Genomic DNA, 17,951 nt, shown 5'->3' with positions numbered 1-17,951 from the left:
GTGACGCAGGACGAGATACGCCGCTCGCTCGTCAACATGTCGAGGAGCCGTTCCAAGGCGCTCACCATCCCGGTCCTCGACGAGGTGGAGTGGGACGACCTCGACTTCTTCTCGTGGGCGGACGGCCGGGACCTCAGCCGCGCCTATCTCGTGGTCCAGCGGGCGGACCAGCTGGTGGGCGTGGAGCTGCGGGCCACCCGCCGCACCACGGACTTCCGCCGGAAGTCGATCTGCGGGCTCTGCTTCACCACCCATCCGGTCGGTGGCACAGCGCTCTTTTCCTCACTCAAGGGCGGCAAAGAAGGGCGGCTCGGCAACTCCGTGGGGCTCTACATGTGCCGGAACCTGGCCTGCTCCCTCTACGCGCGGCGGAAGATCGCGGCGCCTATGGGGCAGATGGACGAGACGCTCGACCTGGACGACCGGATCGGGCGGATCAGGAAGAATCTGGCGGGCTTCCTCGCGAAGGTCCTCCAGTGACCCGGTTTCCGGGTGCTGGACCGGCCGGGTGACGGCTGGCGTGGGTCTGTCAAACGTCGTCCATGCCGTCGGGCGGGAGTGTTGTCGGGCCCGGCCGGGGCAACTGTTCTGTCACGTAGCAGGTGTGGATCGAGGCGTGGCGGTGGTGTACGTCGGCCCGGCGGTTCCCACCGGTGGCCTGGATGGTCTTGGCATCGGAAACCTGTTCGGCGGGGGCGTCGAGCCCCGGCACGGTGACCGAGCCCTTGCTCCCGCCGTCCAGAATCGCCTTCACTTGCGCGGCGCTGGCCGAGGTGTCCACAGCCTGTGCATCGCCGGTTGAGCAGGAGGCGGAGGCGCTCCCGGCTGCGATGCCGAGCACCGGAATCGCCAGCAGCAGCGGACCGGAGGCGACGAGGCCGACGACGGCTCAGGTGGTCCTCCTCTTCGCCCCGGCCATCCGCCGGAGCGGACACAGTCCATCCCGGCAACGGGGTTGGGCCGGATCGTGGGCGTATCAGGGCATGGTGTATCGCAGCGGCTCCTCGTGATTCGCAGGAGGCGCGCGGTGCCGACTTCTCGTGCAGAGTGGTCGGCACCGCGCCGATGTGAATCCGCCTGGCAGGGCGGGCCCGGCGCAGGGGTTGGTAGCTCCCGGACACAGGTCTCAGGTCATGCCGCAGCCAGCCGCGCTCTTGATCTCAGGCGATGCACCGGGCTCTCCTCATGGCTTGGAGGGCGGGGGTCAACGCACCTATCTGTGCCCATGTTTGGACGCAGCAGCACGAATCAGCACAGGTCAGCGGCCGTGGAGCCTGGCTCCGCCGCGGTGACAGGGCGAGACAGCAGACCCGGAATCCGGCCGCACCAAACGACTGCCGATCACCTGCCCGGAGCGTGGCGCAACCTCGTCAGGTGCGGCCGGAAACCCCGGCTGACCTCCGGCACGCTCCCGCTTCGTACAGCCGTTGCTGAGCACCATTCGGAGCGGGCAGAGCCGCGTCGCGCCCTGAAAGAGGCCCCGCACATGAGCTACACGCCGCAGCGATGCGATGCCCTCACCGTGCTGAAGTCCTTGCTGGACGAGAGCATCAACGCGGTCATCACCGCCCCCGTACAACTCCGGCGGACGCACCAGCTCGGATCGCACCGGCCGGCACAGCCCGTGCCAAGTACGTCCCGCGTCGGTGAGCTCCTCGTCGCCGAGCAAGACCCGCCACTGGAAGTCGAGCAGCGTATCGGCGTCCAGTAGCCCAGAGACCGTGGAGCCGGGCGCGGCAGGCCCGCCGACGACGGCCTGGGCGGTGAGCGCCTTGGCCAGGTCGCGCGGCCAGTGGACCACGATGCCCGCGCCACTCAGCGCGTCGGTGGCATCCCCCAGCAGGCCGAAGGCCTCGTCGTCGGTCAGGCGCAGCTGGTCGGGAGCGGCGTTCTGGAGGATGCCGCCGAGTGGTTCCCAGACGCGTGCTCCATGCCGCAGGGCGAGCAGCATCTCCGTCTCGGCGCGCGGTCCGAGGAGCCGTTCGGTACCGGCCGGGTCGTCGCACATCCGGGCGGCCTCGACGACCACGGCCGGATCGTGAAGCACGGCCCTGAACTGCCTGCGCCGGCCCTCCGGCGGATCGACCCGCATCGAGACGGTGACATCGGCGGCCAGCGCCGCCTCGATCTCCTCGGCCCACTCCCACAGCCCCGGCACCGGCCGCACCTCACGCCAGGCATACGGCACCGCGCCGACGGCCAGCGGAACGGCCGGCGTACGCACCAGGGTGTCCGCCACGGCATCGCAGAACCGCCGGGCCAGCACGTCCGGTTCACTGATCCGCAGCGGCGCCGGCCCCGGCTCGGGCAGACAGTGAGCGTGCGGCGGAAACGCCGCGACGAGATCCGCCAGCGCGCCGATGGACGGCCTCGAACGGGCCTGCCCGCACGCCAGGTGTCGTACGCCTCAGAGGTCAGCACCGGATACAACCGCCCGTCGGCAAGCAGCCGCAGCGCGAACCGGGCCGCCGCGGCCCACGCCGGGACGGAGGAATGCAGCGGGGCAGACGCCGGGGGCTTCCGCGCCCATCGGAACGCCCGCGCCTGCCGCTACGCCCTCACCCACGGGCACGCCCGGAAACGAAGCACTAGCCGTTTCTTCCCGATCACGGGCACGCCCGGAAACGAAGCACTAGCCGTTTCTTCCCGATCAGGCCAGGTGCCTGCTGAACCAGTCCGTGGCCAGCTCGGTGACCGATTCCAGGGTGCCGGGTTCCTCGAAGAGATGAGTGGCACCGGGGACGATGGCCAGCTGATGCTCGCAGCTCAGGCGCGCCGCGGCCTGCCGGTTGAGGTCCAGCACCAGGTGGTCGCGGCCCCCGACGATGAGCAGCGTCGGAGCCTTCACCTCCGGCAGCCTGGGGCCGGCCAGGTCCGGCCTGCCTCCGCGGGAGACGACTGCCGTGACGTCCGCGGCGGGCTCCGCCGCGGCCCACAGCGCGGCGGCGGCGCCTGTGCTGGCACCGAAGTAGCCGAACTCCATGCCCTGGGTGTCGGGCTGCTCACGCAGCCATTCGGTCGCCTCGGTCAGGCGGCGGGCGAGCAGCGCCGTGTCGAACACGTTGTCCCGGTTCACCGCCTCGGCCTCGGTGAGCAGATCGAACAGAAGGGTGCCCAGACCGGCGCGGTTCAGCCCGGTGGCGACGAAGCGGTTGCGCGGGCTCTTCCTGCTGCTGCCGCTGCCGTGGGCGAAGAGGACGACCCCGGGGGCACCGCGGGGCACCGTGAGCCGCCCGTCGAGCGCGGCGCCTCCGGCCGGTATCCGGACCGACCTGTCATAGGGCAGGGAATCGTGCTCCGGGGAGGCGCTGCCCGCGGCCGGCGGCGCGTCGGACGTGGCGTGCGCCGCGCGGTTGTGCGCCAGGCAGGCGATGACCTCCTCGTCGCTCGTCTGCCCGAAGTCCGCGTAGAACTCACCGATCGCGTGGAACTGCCGGGGGGTGTGCAGACAGACGCCTTCGTCCGCCTCGCCTCCGAGGCGGGCCGACCAGTCGTGCGGCGCCACGGGAACTGCCAGCACGATCCGCGACGCGCCGCGGGCGCGCGCAATCCGGCAGGCCGCCAGTGCCGTGGAGCCGGTCGCCAGACCGTCGTCCACCACCAGAACCGTGCGTCCCTCGTACCGGGCCGGCTGCCGCTCGCCCCGATAGCGGCGGGCGCGCTGCTCCAGGACGCCGCGCTCGTGTTCCTCCACCGCCGCCAGATCACGGTCCGTCACACCCATGCCCCGCACCACCGGTTCATTGACGACGCGCACGCCTTCCTCGCCGATGGCGCCCATGGCCAGTTCCGGCTGGAAGGGCACCCCCAGCTTGCGTACGAGGCAGACGTCGAGCGGAGCGCCCAGGGCCTCTGCGATCTGTGCAGCGACCGGGACGCCGCCGCGGGGAAGTCCCACGACCACCAGGTCTTGGCCCTTGAGGTGGTTCAGCCGGGCGGCGAGTCGCCGGCCCGCGTCGGTTCGGTCTGTGAAGTACATGGTCGCCTCCCGGGTGAGGTGAGGTCCTCGAGTCCCGACTGTCCGTTGTGCGCGCCGGGCGGCCGTTGCGGAGACGGTCCAGAGCCCCGGAGCCCGGTGAGTCCACGGCACGCGCCAACGGCGCGGCGGGCGTATGCGTCGCCGAGCGGTCCGCGCTCCCCGTCGGGTGCATGGTCCCGCTCACGCCTGCGGCCCCTGGGACGGCCGGACGGTGATGGTGTTGTCCGGGTTCCGTTCGACGCGTGAGCCGTAGGCCCGGCTGATCCGGCCCAGAACGTCCTGCACCCACCGCGAGTCCTCGACCGTCGCGTGCTCCAGCCGCATCCGCCGGGACCGCATCGGGGCGATGCGCACGTCATGGAACCTGCCGTCGTCCTGGTCCACGGTGACGAAGTACAGCAGCCGGAGATCGTCCCGGTACTCCTCGCAGCCGCCGATGCCCTCGTAGTCGTTGATCAGGTCGCCGCAGCCGTGGGTGATGAGCTTTCCCCGGTACGACTCCAACGGTCGCGGCTGGTGCGAGGAGTGCCCGTGCACAACGTCCGCGCCGCCGTCGATGAGCGCATGGCCGAAGCGGACCTGGTCACGCGGGACGCCGTAGCCCCAGTTGGAGCCCCAGTGGACCGAGACGACCACGATGTCGCCCGGCCGCTTGGCCGGACGCAGCCGGGCAGCGATCCCGGCCGCGGCGGCGTCCGACGGCTCGGCGACGAAGTCGACCCCACTGCGCTGTGCCGTGGCGGCCCAGCTGCCGGGTATGCCGCTGGAGGCCATCCCCACGGAGAAGACCAGGACGCGCCGACCGCCCACGACAGGGACGATCGCGGGACGCCGGGCCTCGTGGGCGTCCCGCCCCGCCCCTGCCGAGCGAAGACCCGCGTCCGCCAGGGCGTCGAGGGTCTCGTCCAGCCCGCGGCGGCCGTAGTCCAGCACATGGTTGTTGGCCAGGGCACAGACGTGCGGACGGGCGGCGGCCAGACTGGGCAGGTTGGCCGGGTGCATCCGGTAATGGATCTCTTTGCCGGGCGCGATCTCGTCGTTCTGCGTGACGGCGGTCTCCAGGTTGAGGATCCGGGCGTCGGGCGCCGCCGCGGCGAGCACGTCCAGCGCGTCGCCCCAGGGCCAGGGGAAGTCGACCGGAAGGGGAATCATGCCGTTCGCCGCCTCGGCCAGCTCCACATAGGCTCGGGCGTCCTTGATGTACGACTCCGGCAGCTTCGGATCGCCGGGGTGCGGAAGGATCTGGTCGACTCCGCGGCCGAGCATCACATCGCCGGCCAGGAACAGCGTGACGAGGTCACCGCCCATTCCTCCAGGCTAGGCCGGTCCGGCGGGTACTGCTCCCGGGCGGCGAACAGGGGCCCGCAAGCGTAAGCCTGTCCGGCGCCCGCCCCTTGGGAGCGAGGCCGGGTCGGCAGCCAGAGAGCGACGCTGGGCTCCCCTCGAGCAGCCTCGCGCGCATCATCGCAGCCCCGGGGCGGAGGCGCCCGAGTGCCGACCGAAAGCTGGCAGGCCATGACGAGCGCAGACCCGATGGACCGGCAGGCCGTGCACAACGAATACGAGCGCACCCGCCAGACCTTTCACCGACTCCTCGACGCTGCTTCGAAGGACGACCTGGCCCGGCCCACCTGCGGCACCAAGTGGACCAACGAGCAACTGCTGTGGCACATGCTCTTCGGCTACATGGTCGTCCGGGCGCTGCTCATCCTGGTACGCGTCTTCGGGCGGCTGCCCCGCTGGGTGGGCAAGATGTTCGCGCAGGTACTGAACGCGGCCACGCCACCGTTCGACCTGGTCAACTACCTAGGGCCGTGCGGAGCGGTGAAGGTCTACGGGCCGCGCCGGATGGGTGCCAAGTTCGACCGCGTCATCGGCTCCCTGCAACGCCACCTGACCGCGGAATCCGAAGCCGACCTCGCACGCGGCATGCACTACCCCGTCCGCTGGGACCCCTTCTTCAAGGACTGCATGACCCTCGCGGACATCTACCGCTACCCGACCCAGCACTTCGACTTCCACCACCGCCAGCTCACCCTCGGCGGCAACGAGAGCCCAGTCAGCTGATCGCCGGGCTGCGGCGTTCCAGCAGCACCACGTCCCGCCACGCGCCGTGGTGACGGCCGATGCTTTCGCGGGTGCCGATGACCCGGAAGCCGGCCCGCGCATGCACGGCGAGACTGGCGGCGTTCTCGGGGAAGATCCCGGACTGTATCGTCCAAATGCCGGCCGCCTCGGTCGACGCGATCAACGCACCGAGCAGCGAGCGGGCGACGCCTCGTCCTCGGGCGCCCGGGTGGACGTACACGGAGTGCTCGACCACGCCCGCGTACGCGCAGCGGTCGGAGACCCTGGTGGCGGCGACCCAGCCGAGGACCTTGCCGTCCTCGTCCAGTGCGACGAAGCGGTGCTCGGGCAGCTTTGCGGCGTCGAACTCCGCCCACTGCGGCGCCGTGGTCTCGAAGGTGGCGTTCCCCTCGGCGATCCCGGCCTGGTAGATCGTCAGTACCTCGTTCGCGTGCGCCTCGGTCAGCGGTGCGATCACCAGGTTCACGCGGCACCCGCGCGGGTCAGGAGCTGTGCCATGGCGGCGAGGACCGACGGCTCCACGCGGTAGTACACCCAGGTTCCCCGGCGCTCGGAGCTGAGCAGCCCCGCTTCCTTGAGCTTCTTCAGGTGGTGGGAGACGGTCGGCTGGGAGACGCCCACATCGGAGATGTCGCACACGCACGCCTCGCCGCCCTCGTGAGAGGCCACCAGCGAGAAGAGGCGCAGCCGGACCGGATCTCCGAGTGCCTTGAACATCAGGGCGCTGCGCTCGGCCTCCTCTGCTGTCAGAGGCCGTTCGGTCAGGGGCGGGCAGCACGGCGCCACGGCGGCCTCGGGCTCCAGTAGAGGCAGGGCGGTCTTCACAGCGGACATGCACCTATCATCCGAGAAGATTCGATGAATGTCTATGTTGACGAACGTCGATTTAGGGTCCACTCTGGCGACACATCGCATCGACAGTCATCGAATCAATGGGGAGCCTGCCGTGACCGCATCCATCGAGACCCTGCCCGTCGTCGTCATCGGGGCCGGACCCGCCGGACTCGCGGCCGCCGCCCACCTCGTCGACCGCGACCTGGAACCGCTGGTCCTGGAGGCCGGACCGGTCGCCGGATCCGCGGTGCGCGAGTGGTCGCACGTGCGCCTGTTCTCCACCTGGGGCGAGGTTGTGGACCCGGCAGCGGAGAAGCTCCTGGCCCCCACCGGCTGGGTCAAGCCCGACGCCGACACCTATCCCTCCGGCGGCGACTGGGCTGAGCTTTATCTCCAGCCCCTGGCTGATGTCCTCGGCGAGCGCGTCCGCTACGGCGCCCAGGTCACGGGCGTCTCCCGCACGGGTCGGGACCGGATTGTCGATGCCGATCGCGAGGCCCGGCCCTTCGTCGTCCACTACACCGTGGCCGACGGCCGCGAGGCCCGTGTCTTCGCCCGCTCGGTCATCGACGCCTCCGGCACCTGGTCCACCCCCAGCCCGGCGGGCGGCAGCGGACTGGCCGCGCTCGGTGAGACGAGCGCGGCCGACCACGTCACCTACCGAGTGCCCGACCTCAAGGACCCGGCCGTCCGCGCGCGCTACGCCGGCAAGCGCACCGCCGTAATCGGCTCTGGAGCCTCTGCCTTTACCGCCCTCGCGTACCTCGCCGACCTGGCGATGGACGAGGAGGGCACCCACGCGGCCTGGATCCTGCGTCGGGGGATCAGCGGTTCCACCTTCGGCGGCGGCGAAGCCGACCAGCTTCCCGCCCGCGGTGCCCTCGGCCTCGCCGCCAAGGCCGCCGTCGACGGCGGCTACGCGGACGCGGCCACCGGCTTCCGCACCGAGGCCATCGAGAAGACCGACGACGGCCGCCTGGTCCTCGTCGGCGAGGACGGCCGCCGCCTGGACCCGGTCGACGAGGTCATTGTCCTCACCGGCTTCCGCCCCGACCTCACCTTCCTGGACGAGCTCCGCCTCGGCCTCGACGAGCGCCTCCAGGCCCCCGTCGAGCTGGCCCCGCTGATCGACCCCAACCAGCACTCCTGCGGCACCGTCTATCCGCATGGCGTGAACGAGCTCTCCCACCCGGAGAAGGACGTCTACCTCGTCGGCATGAAGTCCTACGGCCGCGCCCCGACCTTCCTCGCCATGACCGGCTACGAGCAGGTCCGCTCCATCGCCGCCGCCCTCGCCGGCGACCACGAGGCCGCCGAGCGCGTCGAACTCACCCTCCCCGAGACCGGAGTCTGCGGCGGCGCGGGCCTCTTCGACGAGCCGGAGAACGCGGAGCAGTCCGGCGGAGGCTGCTGCGCCGCCCCCACCACCCTCCAGATCGACATCGGCACCCCGGTCTCCGCCGGCGGCTGCTGAACTCCCCCACTCCCCCCAATGAGGTTCGCCATGTCCCGCGTACAGCTCGCCCTCCGCGTCCCCGACCTCGCCGCGTCCATCGCCTTCTACACCAGGCTCTTCGGCACCGAGCCCGCCAAACTCCGCGACGGCTACGCCAACTTCGCCATCGCGGAACCCCCGCTCAAGCTCGTCCTCGTCGAAGGCACCGCAGGCGACGACACCCGTATGGACCACCTGGGCGTCGAGGTCGACTCCACCGAAGCCGTCGTCGCGGCCACGGCCCGGCTGGCCGACGCGGGCCTGGCCACCGACGTGGAGAGCGACACCACCTGCTGCTACGCCCTCCAGGACAAGGTCTGGGTCCACGGCCCCGGTCAGGAGCCCTGGGAGGTGTACGTCGTCAAGGCCGACGCCGACAGCCTGTCCAAGCAGCAAGGCAGCACCTGCTGTTCCAGCCCGGCCGGGGCCGAGACCGGCGCGAACGAACCGGTCGCCGCGAGCGACTGCTGCTGACCGCCGGATGACCGACCTTCACACCAGCCATTCCGCGACGGAACAGGAGACCGGTCGCGGCCCCGCGCCGCCCTGCCCGCCCGGCCCGGCCCGCCCACCGGCCTCCCTACACAAGCTGCCTTGTCCCCATCAGCCCAGACTGCTACCTGAGATACGAATCTGACCAAAACGGCACAAACTCCACAACCATCGTTCCCAGGATGTTCCCAGCAGGCACAAAAAAGCCCCCGTGATCTCTCGCGAGGGGACCTTCAAGGCCCTGACCTGGGCTTTCTTGAGCCGCCTTCGGGATTCGAACCCGAGACCTACGCATTACGAGGCCCCACAAGATCATCCCGCTTCGTGCCGGACCGTGCCGCTGAATCCCATTTCCGCAGGTCGTGAAGGTACGGCCCGGCCTCCGCATGCCGCCCAATCCACCCTGTGCCACCCCGTCCGCTCACGCGGCGCTCACGCAGCGAAGCCGCAGTTCGGACACAGAAGGAGGGGCGGCATTGGAGTGATGCGGGCGATGGATCGCCTCGCACAGAGGGACACCGCGACGGTGAGCGGCGTCGGGACTCACACCACGCCACAGGGGATGCCTGTTGCGATTATTTCGGTTACTGCGGATAATGCGAATAGGTTCGCCTTCGCGAGCCCATGCCGCCACACGAAGGGACGGTCACATCATGAGCACATCGACCGCTCGGCCCACTCCCCCAGCCGGGGCGAACGCTGACTTCGCGGCGCGCGCGCTGAAGCCGGTGAAGCGATCTCTCGCCCGCTCGCCGCACGCCGATCGGATCCGGTTCAGGATCGAGGACGGAGAACCAGATCTTGAGGTGCCCCGTGAGGCAGTGGAGCTCCTGGCGACAGTCCTGAGTCACATGGCAGCAGGTCGCACCGTCTCCATCGTTCCCGAGCACGCGGAGCTGACCACACAGCAGGCCGCCGACATGCTGAACGTGTCGCGGCCGTTCCTGATCGGGTTGCTGGAGGCCGGTGAGATCGACTACCGGAAGGTCGGCACACACCGCCGGATCAAGGCGCAGTCGCTGATTGAGTACCAGCGCCAGGACGATCAGAAGCGCCGGGCGGCTGCAGACGAACTCACGGCCCTGAACCAGGAAATGGGGCTGATCTGATCCCGTGGCGTTCATCGTCGTCTACGACGCCTGCGTTCTGTACCCGAGCACACTGCGCGACCTGCTGATCCGGATAGCCCAGGCCGGACTCGTTCAGGCGAAGTGGACTGATCGGATCCTGGACGAAGTGTTCCGGAATCTCCAGGCCAACAGACCTGAGCTTGATCCAACGAAACTGGCCCGCACACGGGAGTTGATGATGCGCGCCGTCCGGGACTGCCTCGTCAAGGACTACGAGCCCCTGGAGGCGGTGCTGGAACTGCCAGACGCTGACGACCGCCACGTGCTCGCTGCCGCCGTCAAGTCCCGGGCTCAACTCATCGTCACCAACAACCTCAAGGACTTTCCCCAAGAGACCCTCACAGCGTGGAACGTCGAAGCTGTTAGCGCAGACGACTTCGTCTTGGCCCAGATCGACCTGGATCGTCAGCAAGTCTTCGCAGCTGTCCAGCAGATCGCCGACTCCTGGCGAAAGCCGCCTGGCGCTGCGAGTGACGTCCTCGATCGGCTTGAGCGAGACGGCCGTAGAGTCGGCCGCCGCTCTCCGGGCCGGCTGATGGCGCGCGCCCCCGGCGCTCACGCAGAAGCACCTCCGCCATCCTCAGGAAGGTGCTTCCACGTGACCCAAAAAGCAAAAGCCCCAGGTCACGGCGAGTGAGTCCTGGGGCTTCTACAGAGCCGCCTTCGGGATTCGAACCCGAGACCTACGCATTACGAGTGCGTTGCTCTGGCCAGCTGAGCTAAGGCGGCAAGCTGCGGATATGACCGTCCTCAAGAGGACACGTTCGCATCCGCAGCGGCGCCAAGTCTACAGGGTTCTTTCGGGTGCCCCGCACCAGGTCCGGGGCACCCCACGGTCCCCGGTCGGCTTGCGCAGCGCGGGGTGAACCGCCGCATATTTGCCCAGGTGTGCCGTATCCGGCATACCGCACTTTTAGCCCTCGAAGGGATGAGATATCCCGTGGCCCGAGCCGTGAACCCACTGCCCCCGCCGCGGAAGGCCGCCAGACGCCCGGTGCCGGGCGTTGGGCGATGCTCGCTGTGCTGTGTTCCAGCCTTCTGCTGGTGGCCATGGACGCCACCATCCTCAATGTCGCGCTTCCGTCGCTCATCGACGACCTCCGGCCCGGCGCACTCGAGCAGCTGTGGATCATCGACATCTACGGCCTGGTACTGGGCGGTCTCCTCGTCACCACAGGCGCGATCAGTGACCGCTACGGACGCAAGCTGCTGTTCCTGACCGGCTTTGTGCGTCCGTGCTGGTCTCGGCCGTGCCGGCCGAGCGGGCCGGGCAGGCCGGAGCCGTGTCCGAGACCAACTACGAGCTCGGGGTCGGAGGGGCGTGGCCCTGCTGGGGTCGATCCACGGCGCGGTGTACGTCAGCCATATGCGAGGCCGCAACTGGCCCGGGAGTCGATCGGCGGTGCGCACGAGCTGGCCCGGACCGCGGGCGGCCGGGTGATGGACGCCGCGCAGGCCGCCTTCGACAGTGCGCTGACCACGACGGCGTACGTCTCGGTCGGCATCGTCGGAACCGTGACGCTGCTGGTCGTGTGGCTGGTGCCGCGCGGTTTCAAGGTGACGGCAGGCCACTGAGACAGCGGGCGTGTCAGCGGCAACGCTTGTCCTTGGGCGGGAGCGTGCCTTCCAGCAGGTAGGTGTTGATCGCCGTGTCGACGCAGTCGCTGCCGCGTCCGTACGCCGTGTGGCCGTCGCCCTCGTACGTGAGCAGGGTCCCGGAGTCGAGCTGCTCCGCCAGCCCCTGCGCCCACTTGTACGGGGTGGCCGGGTCCCGGGTGGTGCCGACGACCACGATCGGGTCGGCGCCCTTCGCCTCGATACGGTGCGGGGCGCCGGTGGCCGGGGTGGGCCAGTACGCGCAGTTCAGGGAGGCCCAGGCGAAGCCGCGGCCGAAGACCGGGGAGGCCTTCTCGAATTCGGGAAGGCCCGACTGTACGGCCGCGGGGGCGGTGAAGGCCGGCGGCAGGTCCAGGCAGTTCACGGCGGCGTTGGCGTACATCAGATTCGCGTACGAGCCGTCGCCCTCGCGCTCGTAGTAGCTGTCGGCCAGCGCGAGCAGGGGCGCGCCGTCGCCGTCCATGGCGGCCGCGAGGGCCTCGCGGAGCTGCGGCCAGGCGCCCTCGTCGTACATCGCGGCGATCACTCCGGTGGTCGCCAGGGACTCGCCGAGCTTGCGGCTCTCGCCGGTCTCGACCGGCTTGGCGTCGAGCGCGGCGAAGAAGGCCTTGAGGCGGGTGGAGGCGTCGGCGGCCGACTCGGTGCCGAGCGGGCAGTCCGTCTGCGTGACGCAGTCGGTGGCGAATGACTGAAACGCGGTCTCGAAGCCCTCGGTCTGGTCCCGGTTCAGCTGCCGGGAGGGCAGCGACGGGTCCATCGCGCCGTCGAGGACGAGCCGGCCGGCGCGGTCGGGGAACAGCTCGGCGTAGGTCGCGCCGAGGAAGGTGCCGTACGAAGCACCGACGTACGTCAGCTTCTCGTCGCCCAGCACGGCGCGCAGGATGTCCATGTCACGGGCCGCCTCGACGGTGGAGACATGGGGCAGGATCGCGCCGGAACGCTTCTCGCAGCCCGCCGCGAAGTTCTTGAGCGACGCGGCGAGGCGGGTGGCCTCGGCCGCGTCGTCGGGGGTCTGGTCGACCTGGGTGTACGCGTCCATCTCCTTGCCGGTGAGGCATTCGACGGGCTCGCTGCGGGCGACGCCGCGCGGGTCGACTGCGACCATGTCGTAGCGGGCGCGGACCGGGGCGGGGTAGCCGATGCCCGCGTACGCCTGGAGATAGCCGACGGCCGAGCCGCCGGGGCCTCCCGGGTTGACGAGCAGGGAGCCGAGGCGCTTGCCGGGGCCGGTGGCCTTCTTGCGGGCGACGGCCAGCTTGATCGACTTGCCGTCGGGCTTGTCGTAGTCCAGCGGGGCCTTCATCGTGGAGCACTCGAAGCCGGGGGCGCCGCAGGGCCGCCACTTCAACTCCTGCGCGTAGTACGGCTGGAGAGCGGAGGCGGGGGCAAGCCCGCCGTCCTTGGTGGATGCCGATGCCGAGGCGCCCGGCGACGAACTCCCCCCGCTGCAGCCGGAAATCAGCAGACCGGCCGTGGCCAGCGCGAGGGCGGAAGTACGGAGCAGGCGCCTGGTGTCCATCCTCGGAGCGTAGTAGAGCGTGACCAGTGACGCCTTCTCGCGCCCGTACGGGTGAGAGGTCAACCGACCGGTGGCGCGAGCGCGACGCGTCAGCCGGCCCGCAGCGCCACCGCCATCGCCTCGACAGCCAGCAACGGCGCGACATTGCGGTCCAGCGCCTGTCGGCAGGCGACTACCGCCTCTATCCGGCGCAGGGTGCCCTCGGGGGTCGAACCCCGGGCGATCCGGTCGAGGGAGTCCCGTACATCGTCATTGGCGAGCGCGACCTCGGAACCCATCTGGAGAGCCAGCACATCGCGGTAGAAGCCGGTCAGATCGGTGAGCGCGAGATCGAGACTGTCGCGCTGGCTACGGGTCTTACGGCGCTTCTGCCTGTCCTCCAGCTCCTTCATCGCCCCGGCCGTCCCGCGCGGCATCCGCCCGCCGGCGGAGGCCCCGAGGGCCGCCTTGAGGTCCTCCGTCTCCTTGACGTCGACCTCCTCGGCAACCTGCTTGGCGTCCTCGGCCGCGGCGTCGATCAGCTCCTGCGCGGCCTTGAGGCAGCCGCCGATGTCCTCGACGCGCAGCGGCAGCTTGAGCACGGTGGCCCGCCGGGCGCGGGCCCGCTCGTCGGTGGCGAGCCGGCGTGCGCGGCCGATGTGCCCCTGGGTGGCGCGGGCGGCGGAGTGGGCGGCCTCGGGCTCGATGCCGTCCCGCCGGATCAGCACGTCGGCGACGGCGGCGACCGAGGGCGTACGGAGGGTGAGGTGGCGGCAGCGGGAGCGGATGGTGGGCAGTACGTCCTCGAGGGAGGGCGCGCAGAGCAGCCACACGGTGCGGGACGCGGGCTCCTCCACGGCCTTCAGCAGGACGTTGCCCGCGCCCTCGGTGAGACGGTCGGCGTCCTCCAGGATGATCACCTGCCAGCGGCCTCCGGCCGGGGAGAGCTGGGCGCGGCGGACGAGGTCGCGGGTCTCCTTGACGCCGATGGAGAGCAGGTCGGTGCGGATGACGTCGACGTCGGCGTGCGTGCCGATGAGGCTGGTGTGGCAGCCGTCGCAGAAGCCGCAGCCGGGCTCACCGCCGAGGGCGCGGTCGGGGCTGGTGCACTGCAACGCCGCGGCGAACGCCCGCGCGGCGGTGGACCGCCCGGAGCCGGGGGGTCCGGTGAACAGCCAGGCATGCGTCATCTTCGAGGCGTCGGGGGCGGGCTCGCGCCGGGCTTCGAGGGTGACGCGGGTGTCGGCGTCGCGGGCGGCGGCGGACAGCTGCACCTGGACGCGCTCTTGGCCGACCACGTCGTCCCATACGGTCATGTGCCGTCACCGCCTTTCGTGGGTCTCCATTGTGGGGCAGGGGTCTGACAGCGGGTCCCGGCCGTGGGGGTGTCCCCCCGCCCCGGGAGGTGGACGCGTGGTCCAACGCCGCACACCGCGGATGGGCGCGGGGCCGGGTTGCCCCCCGTCCTCTTCCCGCTGCATCCGATATGCGCCTCGGCCGCGCGGTGGGGGCGAGGCCTCAGGTCCCTGGGGGTGCGGGGCTTGCTCGTCCCCCACCCCGCCCCTTCCCGAAACCGGGGGCTTCGCCCCAGACCCCAGGCAGGGGGACGGGTATGTGGGGGCTGTCGCCCCCACATCCCACGCGGCAGCCTCGCGCCGCAGGAAGCGCACCTCAGCCCCCAATGGGGGACCCGGCACCCTCAGCGGCGTCCCCGAGACCCTTTCTCGTCGTCGCCGTCGTGCGGGCCCAGCAGCTCGTCCGCCAGGGTCGGAAGGTCGTCCAGCGGGGTCTCCTCCGCCCAGTCCGAGCGGCGGCGCGGGCTGCCCGACGCGGGGTCGACCTGGGGGAGTTCGCGCGTGCGGTCGTTCGTGCCGTCGGCCGACGGCTCGTCGCGGAACATGCCCGGCGGCACCCGGTCAGCCGGATCCGACTCCCGCGCCGGCTCCCGCTCCCGTACCGGCGGCAGCACCGCCGTCTCGTCCACGTCCCGAACATCCGAAGCATCCGGAACCTTCGGAAGCACCGTCGTCTCCGCCGCGTCCGGAACCGGAACCTGCTGCGTCACCTCGTCCGGAGCGACCTCCGGGGCGACCTCAGAAGTGACCACCGGCGTCGGCACCGTAATCTCAGCCGCCGCGGCCGCGGAAGCCGCCGCGGCTTCCGCCGCCCGCCGCGCCTCCTCCGCCAGCAGCAACGCCTCCTCCGCCTTGCGCTGCTTCTCCAGCCGCCGCTCCTCCGCCTCCGCCCGGAGCCGCGCCTCCTCCTCCGCCTGCCTGCGCAGCCGCTCCTGCTCAGCCGCGGCCGCCTTCTCTTCGGCCAGCCGCCGCGCCCGCTCCTCGTCCGCCCGCCGCCGCGCGTCCTCTGCCCGCAGCCGGGCCTCCTCCGCCTGCCGCTCGGCCTCGCGCTGCCGCGCCTCCTCCAGCTCGCGGCGCTTGCGCTCCTCCTCCTCGGCGCGGAGTTTGGCGAGCTGTTCCTGCCGCTCGCGCTCGGCCCGCTCGTCCTCCGCCTTGCGCGCGGCCTCTTCCTCGGCCCGCCGACGGGCCTCCTCCCGGGCCGCCTTCCGCGCCTCCTCCTGCGCCTTCACCTCGGCGTCGGAGAGCGGAAGCAGCCGGTCGAGCCGGTGCCGTACGACCGTCGCGACGGACGACGGCTCCTGGCCCGCGTCCACCACCAGATACCGGCCCGGGTCCGCCGCGGCCAGCGTCAGGAAACCGGCGCGCACCCGCTGGTGGAATTCCGCCGGTTCCGACTCGAGCCGGTCCGGCGCCTCCGTGAAGCGCTCACGCGCCGCTTCGGGCGAGACGTCGAGCAGCACCGTCAGATGCGGTACGAGACCGTCCGTCGCCCACCGCGAGATGCGGGCGATCTCGGTCGGCGACAGATCGCGCCCCGCACCCTGATACGCCACGGACGAGTCGATGTAGCGGTCGGAGATGACGATCGCGCCGCGCTCCAGCGCGGGCCGTACGACCGAGCCGACATGCTCGGCGCGGTCCGCGGCGTACAGCAGCGCCTCCGCCCGGTTCGAGAGCCCCGCCGACGACACATCCAGCAGGATCGACCGCAGCCGCTTCCCGATCGGTGTCGCACCCGGCTCACGCGTCACAACAACCTCGTGGCCCTTCGCGCGGATCCACTCCGCGAGCGCGTCGACCTGCGTCGACTTCCCGGCTCCGTCGCCGCCCTCCATGGCGATGAAGAAACCGGTCGCGGCCGGCGCCTGCGCCGGATCCGACCCGCCGCGCAGCGCGTCACCCAGATCGCGGCGCAGCGGCACGCCCGCCCGGTCGTCCGTCTTCGCGAGGACGATCGCCGCGACGGGCAGCAGCAGCGCGCCGACCAGCATCAGCGTGAACGCCGCGCCGCCGTGCGCGAAGACGAAGTCGCCGCTCGCGAGCCGGTGCGGCCCGATCGCGGCGGCGAGCAGCGGCGCTGCGATCGCGCCGAGCCCGATCGCGACCCGTACGACCGCCTGCAGGTGCTCGCTGATCCGGCCCCGCCGGAACTCCTCGGCCTCCTGGTCGACGAGCGCATGCCCGATGCTCGCTGCGACGCCGGCCGCGAGGCCCGCGAGCAGCGCGAGGAACAGCACGGTCGCCGTGTCCGGCACCAGCCCCATGGCGAGCAGCGCGACGCCGGTCAGGGCGAGCGCGAGGGCGAGCAGCCGACGGCGCGACAGCGTGGGCAGTACGGAGCCGGCGCCCCGGATGCCGAGCGCGGTGCCGCCGGTGAGGGCGAGCACCAGCAGCGCGAAGGTCGCCGGCCCGCCGCCCAGGTCGAAGGCGTGCAGTACGGAGACGGCGACGGCGGACGAGATCGCCCCGGCGACGGCCGCGCAGGCGAGAACGAACAGCGGTATGGCGCCCGTACGCCCCTTGTCCAGACCGTTGCCGGTGGACGGACGGCGCAGCCCCTCCAGCGGCGAGCGCGGCCGCGGGGTCAGCGATCCTGGCAGCTCCAGGAAGTACAGCGTGGATACGGACGCGGCGAACAGGCCGGCCGCGACGTACGAACCGAGCGCCGCCTGGTGCAGCGAGAACCACTCGATGCCCGAGCCCAGCAGATTGCCGATCAGCGTGGCGACGAGCAGCACCGCCGCTCCGGCTGGGATGACTGCGAAGCCCGTACGCAGCCAGAGCCTGCGCAGCGCGTCGAGGTGATCCGGCAGCGGACGGACCGCCGCGCCCTCCAGCGGCGGGGCCGGCAGCAGCGCGGGGGCGGCGCCCTCCCGGGCGACCGTCCAGAATCGCTCGGCGACACCGGCGACGAAGACCGTGATCAGCAGGACCGCCGGCGCGTTCTCGGGCGACCAGTCGATCCACAGCGGCGCCACGATCAGCAGCGCGAGCCGCAGGCCGTCCGCGCCGATCATGGTCCAGCGGCGGTCGAGCGGCCCGCTCGGCGAGGTGAGTGTCGTCAGCGGGCCGAGGAGCACGGCACCGAAGAGCAGCGTGGCGAGCACGCGCGCACCGAGCACGGCGGCGACGGCGAAGGCCGCACCGCGATAGCCGTCCCCGAACGTGCCCTGCAGGACCGACGCCTGAAGCGTCAGCAGCAGAAGCACGAGAACGGCGACGGCATCCCCGATGCCGCCGACGACCTGCGCACTCCAGAGACGCCTCAGCGGAGGGAAGCGCAGCAGGGCGCGCACGGCGCGCTCACGTGAGTCCGCGACAAGGGCGTCGGAGTCTGAGGCAGTCTCTGAGGCGGTGTTCAGGACCGCCTGCTGCTCGGCTGGCTGCTCGGCTCGCGTCATCCGCCCAGCCTATCCGGAGCGCACTGCTCCCCGGAGGCCTGGCCGAACATACGGGCGCTATG

At 71.1% G+C, this 17,951-nt stretch carries 15 protein-coding genes, 1 tRNA gene and 1 pseudogene; 7 read left to right on the top strand and 10 right to left on the bottom strand.

Annotated features, from left to right (window positions below; all coding sequences use genetic code 11):
• On the top strand, nucleotides 1-480 hold the full coding sequence (locus SLUN_RS22190; RefSeq protein WP_257153934.1) for an FBP domain-containing protein: 480 nt from the start codon (nucleotides 1-3) through the stop codon (nucleotides 478-480).
• A gap of 169 nt (nucleotides 481-649) precedes the next feature.
• On the opposite strand, the pseudogene SLUN_RS42640 reads toward SLUN_RS22190, so the two are convergent.
• From SLUN_RS42640 to SLUN_RS22165, 4 genes and pseudogenes are all read right to left on the bottom strand, one after another.
• Nucleotides 650-859, bottom strand: a pseudogene (locus SLUN_RS42640) (hypothetical protein); the annotation flags it as partial.
• Between the two features lie 399 nt (nucleotides 860-1,258).
• On the bottom strand, nucleotides 1,259-2,266 hold the full coding sequence (locus SLUN_RS41435; protein ID WP_257153780.1) for an SNF2 helicase-associated domain-containing protein: 1,008 nt from the start codon (nucleotides 2,264-2,266) through the stop codon (nucleotides 1,259-1,261).
• A 384-nt stretch (nucleotides 2,267-2,650) separates the two neighbouring features.
• Nucleotides 2,651-3,979 carry a phosphoribosyltransferase family protein gene (locus SLUN_RS22170; protein WP_108150932.1) on the bottom strand — a complete coding sequence of 443 codons (1,329 nt, stop codon included), beginning with the start codon at nucleotides 3,977-3,979 and terminating at the stop codon, nucleotides 2,651-2,653.
• A gap of 180 nt (nucleotides 3,980-4,159) precedes the next feature.
• Nucleotides 4,160-5,287: a CapA family protein gene (locus SLUN_RS22165; protein ID WP_108150930.1), complete on the bottom strand. Its 1,128-nt coding sequence runs from the start codon at nucleotides 5,285-5,287 to the stop codon at nucleotides 4,160-4,162.
• A gap of 207 nt (nucleotides 5,288-5,494) precedes the next feature.
• Between SLUN_RS22165 and SLUN_RS22160 the strand changes: the two genes are divergently transcribed.
• Nucleotides 5,495-6,046, top strand: a complete 552-nt coding sequence (locus tag SLUN_RS22160) for a DinB family protein (protein WP_108154880.1) — start codon at nucleotides 5,495-5,497, stop codon at nucleotides 6,044-6,046.
• Here the strand turns inward: SLUN_RS22160 and SLUN_RS22155 are convergent.
• Both SLUN_RS22155 and SLUN_RS22150 read right to left on the bottom strand, forming a co-directional pair.
• Nucleotides 6,039-6,524, bottom strand: a complete 486-nt coding sequence (locus SLUN_RS22155) for a GNAT family N-acetyltransferase (protein WP_371413920.1) — start codon at nucleotides 6,522-6,524, stop codon at nucleotides 6,039-6,041. The genes SLUN_RS22160 and SLUN_RS22155 overlap by 8 nt on opposite strands.
• A 5-nt stretch (nucleotides 6,525-6,529) precedes the next feature.
• On the bottom strand, nucleotides 6,530-6,901 hold the full coding sequence (locus tag SLUN_RS22150) for an ArsR/SmtB family transcription factor (protein WP_108150926.1): 372 nt from the start codon (nucleotides 6,899-6,901) through the stop codon (nucleotides 6,530-6,532).
• Nucleotides 6,902-7,013: 112 nt separating this feature from the next.
• On the opposite strand from SLUN_RS22150, the gene SLUN_RS22145 reads away from it, so the two are divergent.
• From SLUN_RS22145 to SLUN_RS22130, 4 genes are all read left to right on the top strand, one after another.
• On the top strand, nucleotides 7,014-8,375 hold the full coding sequence (locus SLUN_RS22145; protein ID WP_257153779.1) for an NAD(P)-binding domain-containing protein: 1,362 nt from the start codon (nucleotides 7,014-7,016) through the stop codon (nucleotides 8,373-8,375).
• Between the two features lie 30 nt (nucleotides 8,376-8,405).
• Nucleotides 8,406-8,870 carry an ArsI/CadI family heavy metal resistance metalloenzyme gene (locus SLUN_RS22140; protein WP_108150922.1) on the top strand — a complete coding sequence of 155 codons (465 nt, stop codon included), beginning with the start codon at nucleotides 8,406-8,408 and terminating at the stop codon, nucleotides 8,868-8,870.
• 839 nt (nucleotides 8,871-9,709) lie between these two features.
• Nucleotides 9,710-9,997: a helix-turn-helix domain-containing protein gene (locus tag SLUN_RS41430; protein ID WP_257153778.1), complete on the top strand. Its 288-nt coding sequence runs from the start codon at nucleotides 9,710-9,712 to the stop codon at nucleotides 9,995-9,997.
• A gap of 4 nt (nucleotides 9,998-10,001) precedes the next feature.
• A complete protein-coding gene (locus tag SLUN_RS22130) occupies nucleotides 10,002-10,655 on the top strand; it encodes a PIN domain-containing protein (RefSeq protein ID WP_108150918.1) in 654 nt (217 codons plus the stop codon).
• An 18-nt stretch (nucleotides 10,656-10,673) separates the two neighbouring features.
• Here SLUN_RS22130 and SLUN_RS22125 read toward each other — a convergent pair.
• Nucleotides 10,674-10,747 (bottom strand) — tRNA-Thr (locus SLUN_RS22125).
• A 321-nt stretch (nucleotides 10,748-11,068) separates the two neighbouring features.
• Between SLUN_RS22125 and SLUN_RS22120 the strand changes: the two genes are divergently transcribed.
• Nucleotides 11,069-11,593, top strand: a complete 525-nt coding sequence (locus tag SLUN_RS22120; RefSeq protein ID WP_257153777.1) for a hypothetical protein — start codon at nucleotides 11,069-11,071, stop codon at nucleotides 11,591-11,593.
• Nucleotides 11,594-11,606: 13 nt separating this feature from the next.
• Here SLUN_RS22120 and SLUN_RS22115 read toward each other — a convergent pair whose 3' ends face one another.
• The 3 genes from SLUN_RS22115 to tmk form a co-directional block, all read right to left on the bottom strand.
• Nucleotides 11,607-13,154, bottom strand: coding sequence for an alpha/beta hydrolase (locus tag SLUN_RS22115; RefSeq protein ID WP_108154879.1), 1,548 nt, complete (start codon nucleotides 13,152-13,154; stop codon nucleotides 11,607-11,609).
• Between the two features lie 89 nt (nucleotides 13,155-13,243).
• A complete protein-coding gene (locus SLUN_RS22110) occupies nucleotides 13,244-14,449 on the bottom strand; it encodes a DNA polymerase III subunit delta' (protein ID WP_108150916.1) in 1,206 nt (401 codons plus the stop codon).
• Between the two features lie 383 nt (nucleotides 14,450-14,832).
• On the bottom strand, nucleotides 14,833-17,889 hold the full coding sequence (gene tmk, locus SLUN_RS22105) for a dTMP kinase (RefSeq protein ID WP_108150914.1): 3,057 nt from the start codon (nucleotides 17,887-17,889) through the stop codon (nucleotides 14,833-14,835).
• Nucleotides 17,890-17,951 lie beyond the last annotated feature (62 nt).

The sequence above is a fragment of the Streptomyces lunaelactis genome, assembly GCF_003054555.1.
In the GTDB taxonomy this organism is placed as follows: domain Bacteria; phylum Actinomycetota; class Actinomycetes; order Streptomycetales; family Streptomycetaceae; genus Streptomyces; species Streptomyces lunaelactis.
The sequence above is the reverse complement of the archived record's forward strand: the minus strand, read 5'-3'. Positions and strand labels throughout refer to the sequence as shown.

What these genes read in the sequence shown, in the direction of transcription:
- SLUN_RS22170 (WP_108150932.1), bottom strand. Translation starts at nt 3,979, where the DNA reads ATGTACTTCACAGACCGAACCGACGCGGGCCGGCGACTCGCCGCCCGG.
- SLUN_RS22165 (WP_108150930.1), bottom strand. Translation starts at nt 5,287, where the DNA reads ATGGGCGGTGACCTCGTCACGCTGTTCCTGGCCGGCGATGTGATGCTC.
- SLUN_RS22160 (WP_108154880.1), top strand. Translation starts at nt 5,495, where the DNA reads ATGACGAGCGCAGACCCGATGGACCGGCAGGCCGTGCACAACGAATAC.
- SLUN_RS22150 (WP_108150926.1), bottom strand. Translation starts at nt 6,901, where the DNA reads ATGTCCGCTGTGAAGACCGCCCTGCCTCTACTGGAGCCCGAGGCCGCC.
- SLUN_RS22140 (WP_108150922.1), top strand. Translation starts at nt 8,406, where the DNA reads ATGTCCCGCGTACAGCTCGCCCTCCGCGTCCCCGACCTCGCCGCGTCC.
- SLUN_RS22120 (WP_257153777.1), top strand. Translation starts at nt 11,069, where the DNA reads ATGGACGCCACCATCCTCAATGTCGCGCTTCCGTCGCTCATCGACGAC.
- SLUN_RS22115 (WP_108154879.1), bottom strand. Translation starts at nt 13,154, where the DNA reads ATGGACACCAGGCGCCTGCTCCGTACTTCCGCCCTCGCGCTGGCCACG.
- SLUN_RS22110 (WP_108150916.1), bottom strand. Translation starts at nt 14,449, where the DNA reads ATGACCGTATGGGACGACGTGGTCGGCCAAGAGCGCGTCCAGGTGCAG.
- tmk (WP_108150914.1), bottom strand. Translation starts at nt 17,889, where the DNA reads ATGACGCGAGCCGAGCAGCCAGCCGAGCAGCAGGCGGTCCTGAACACC.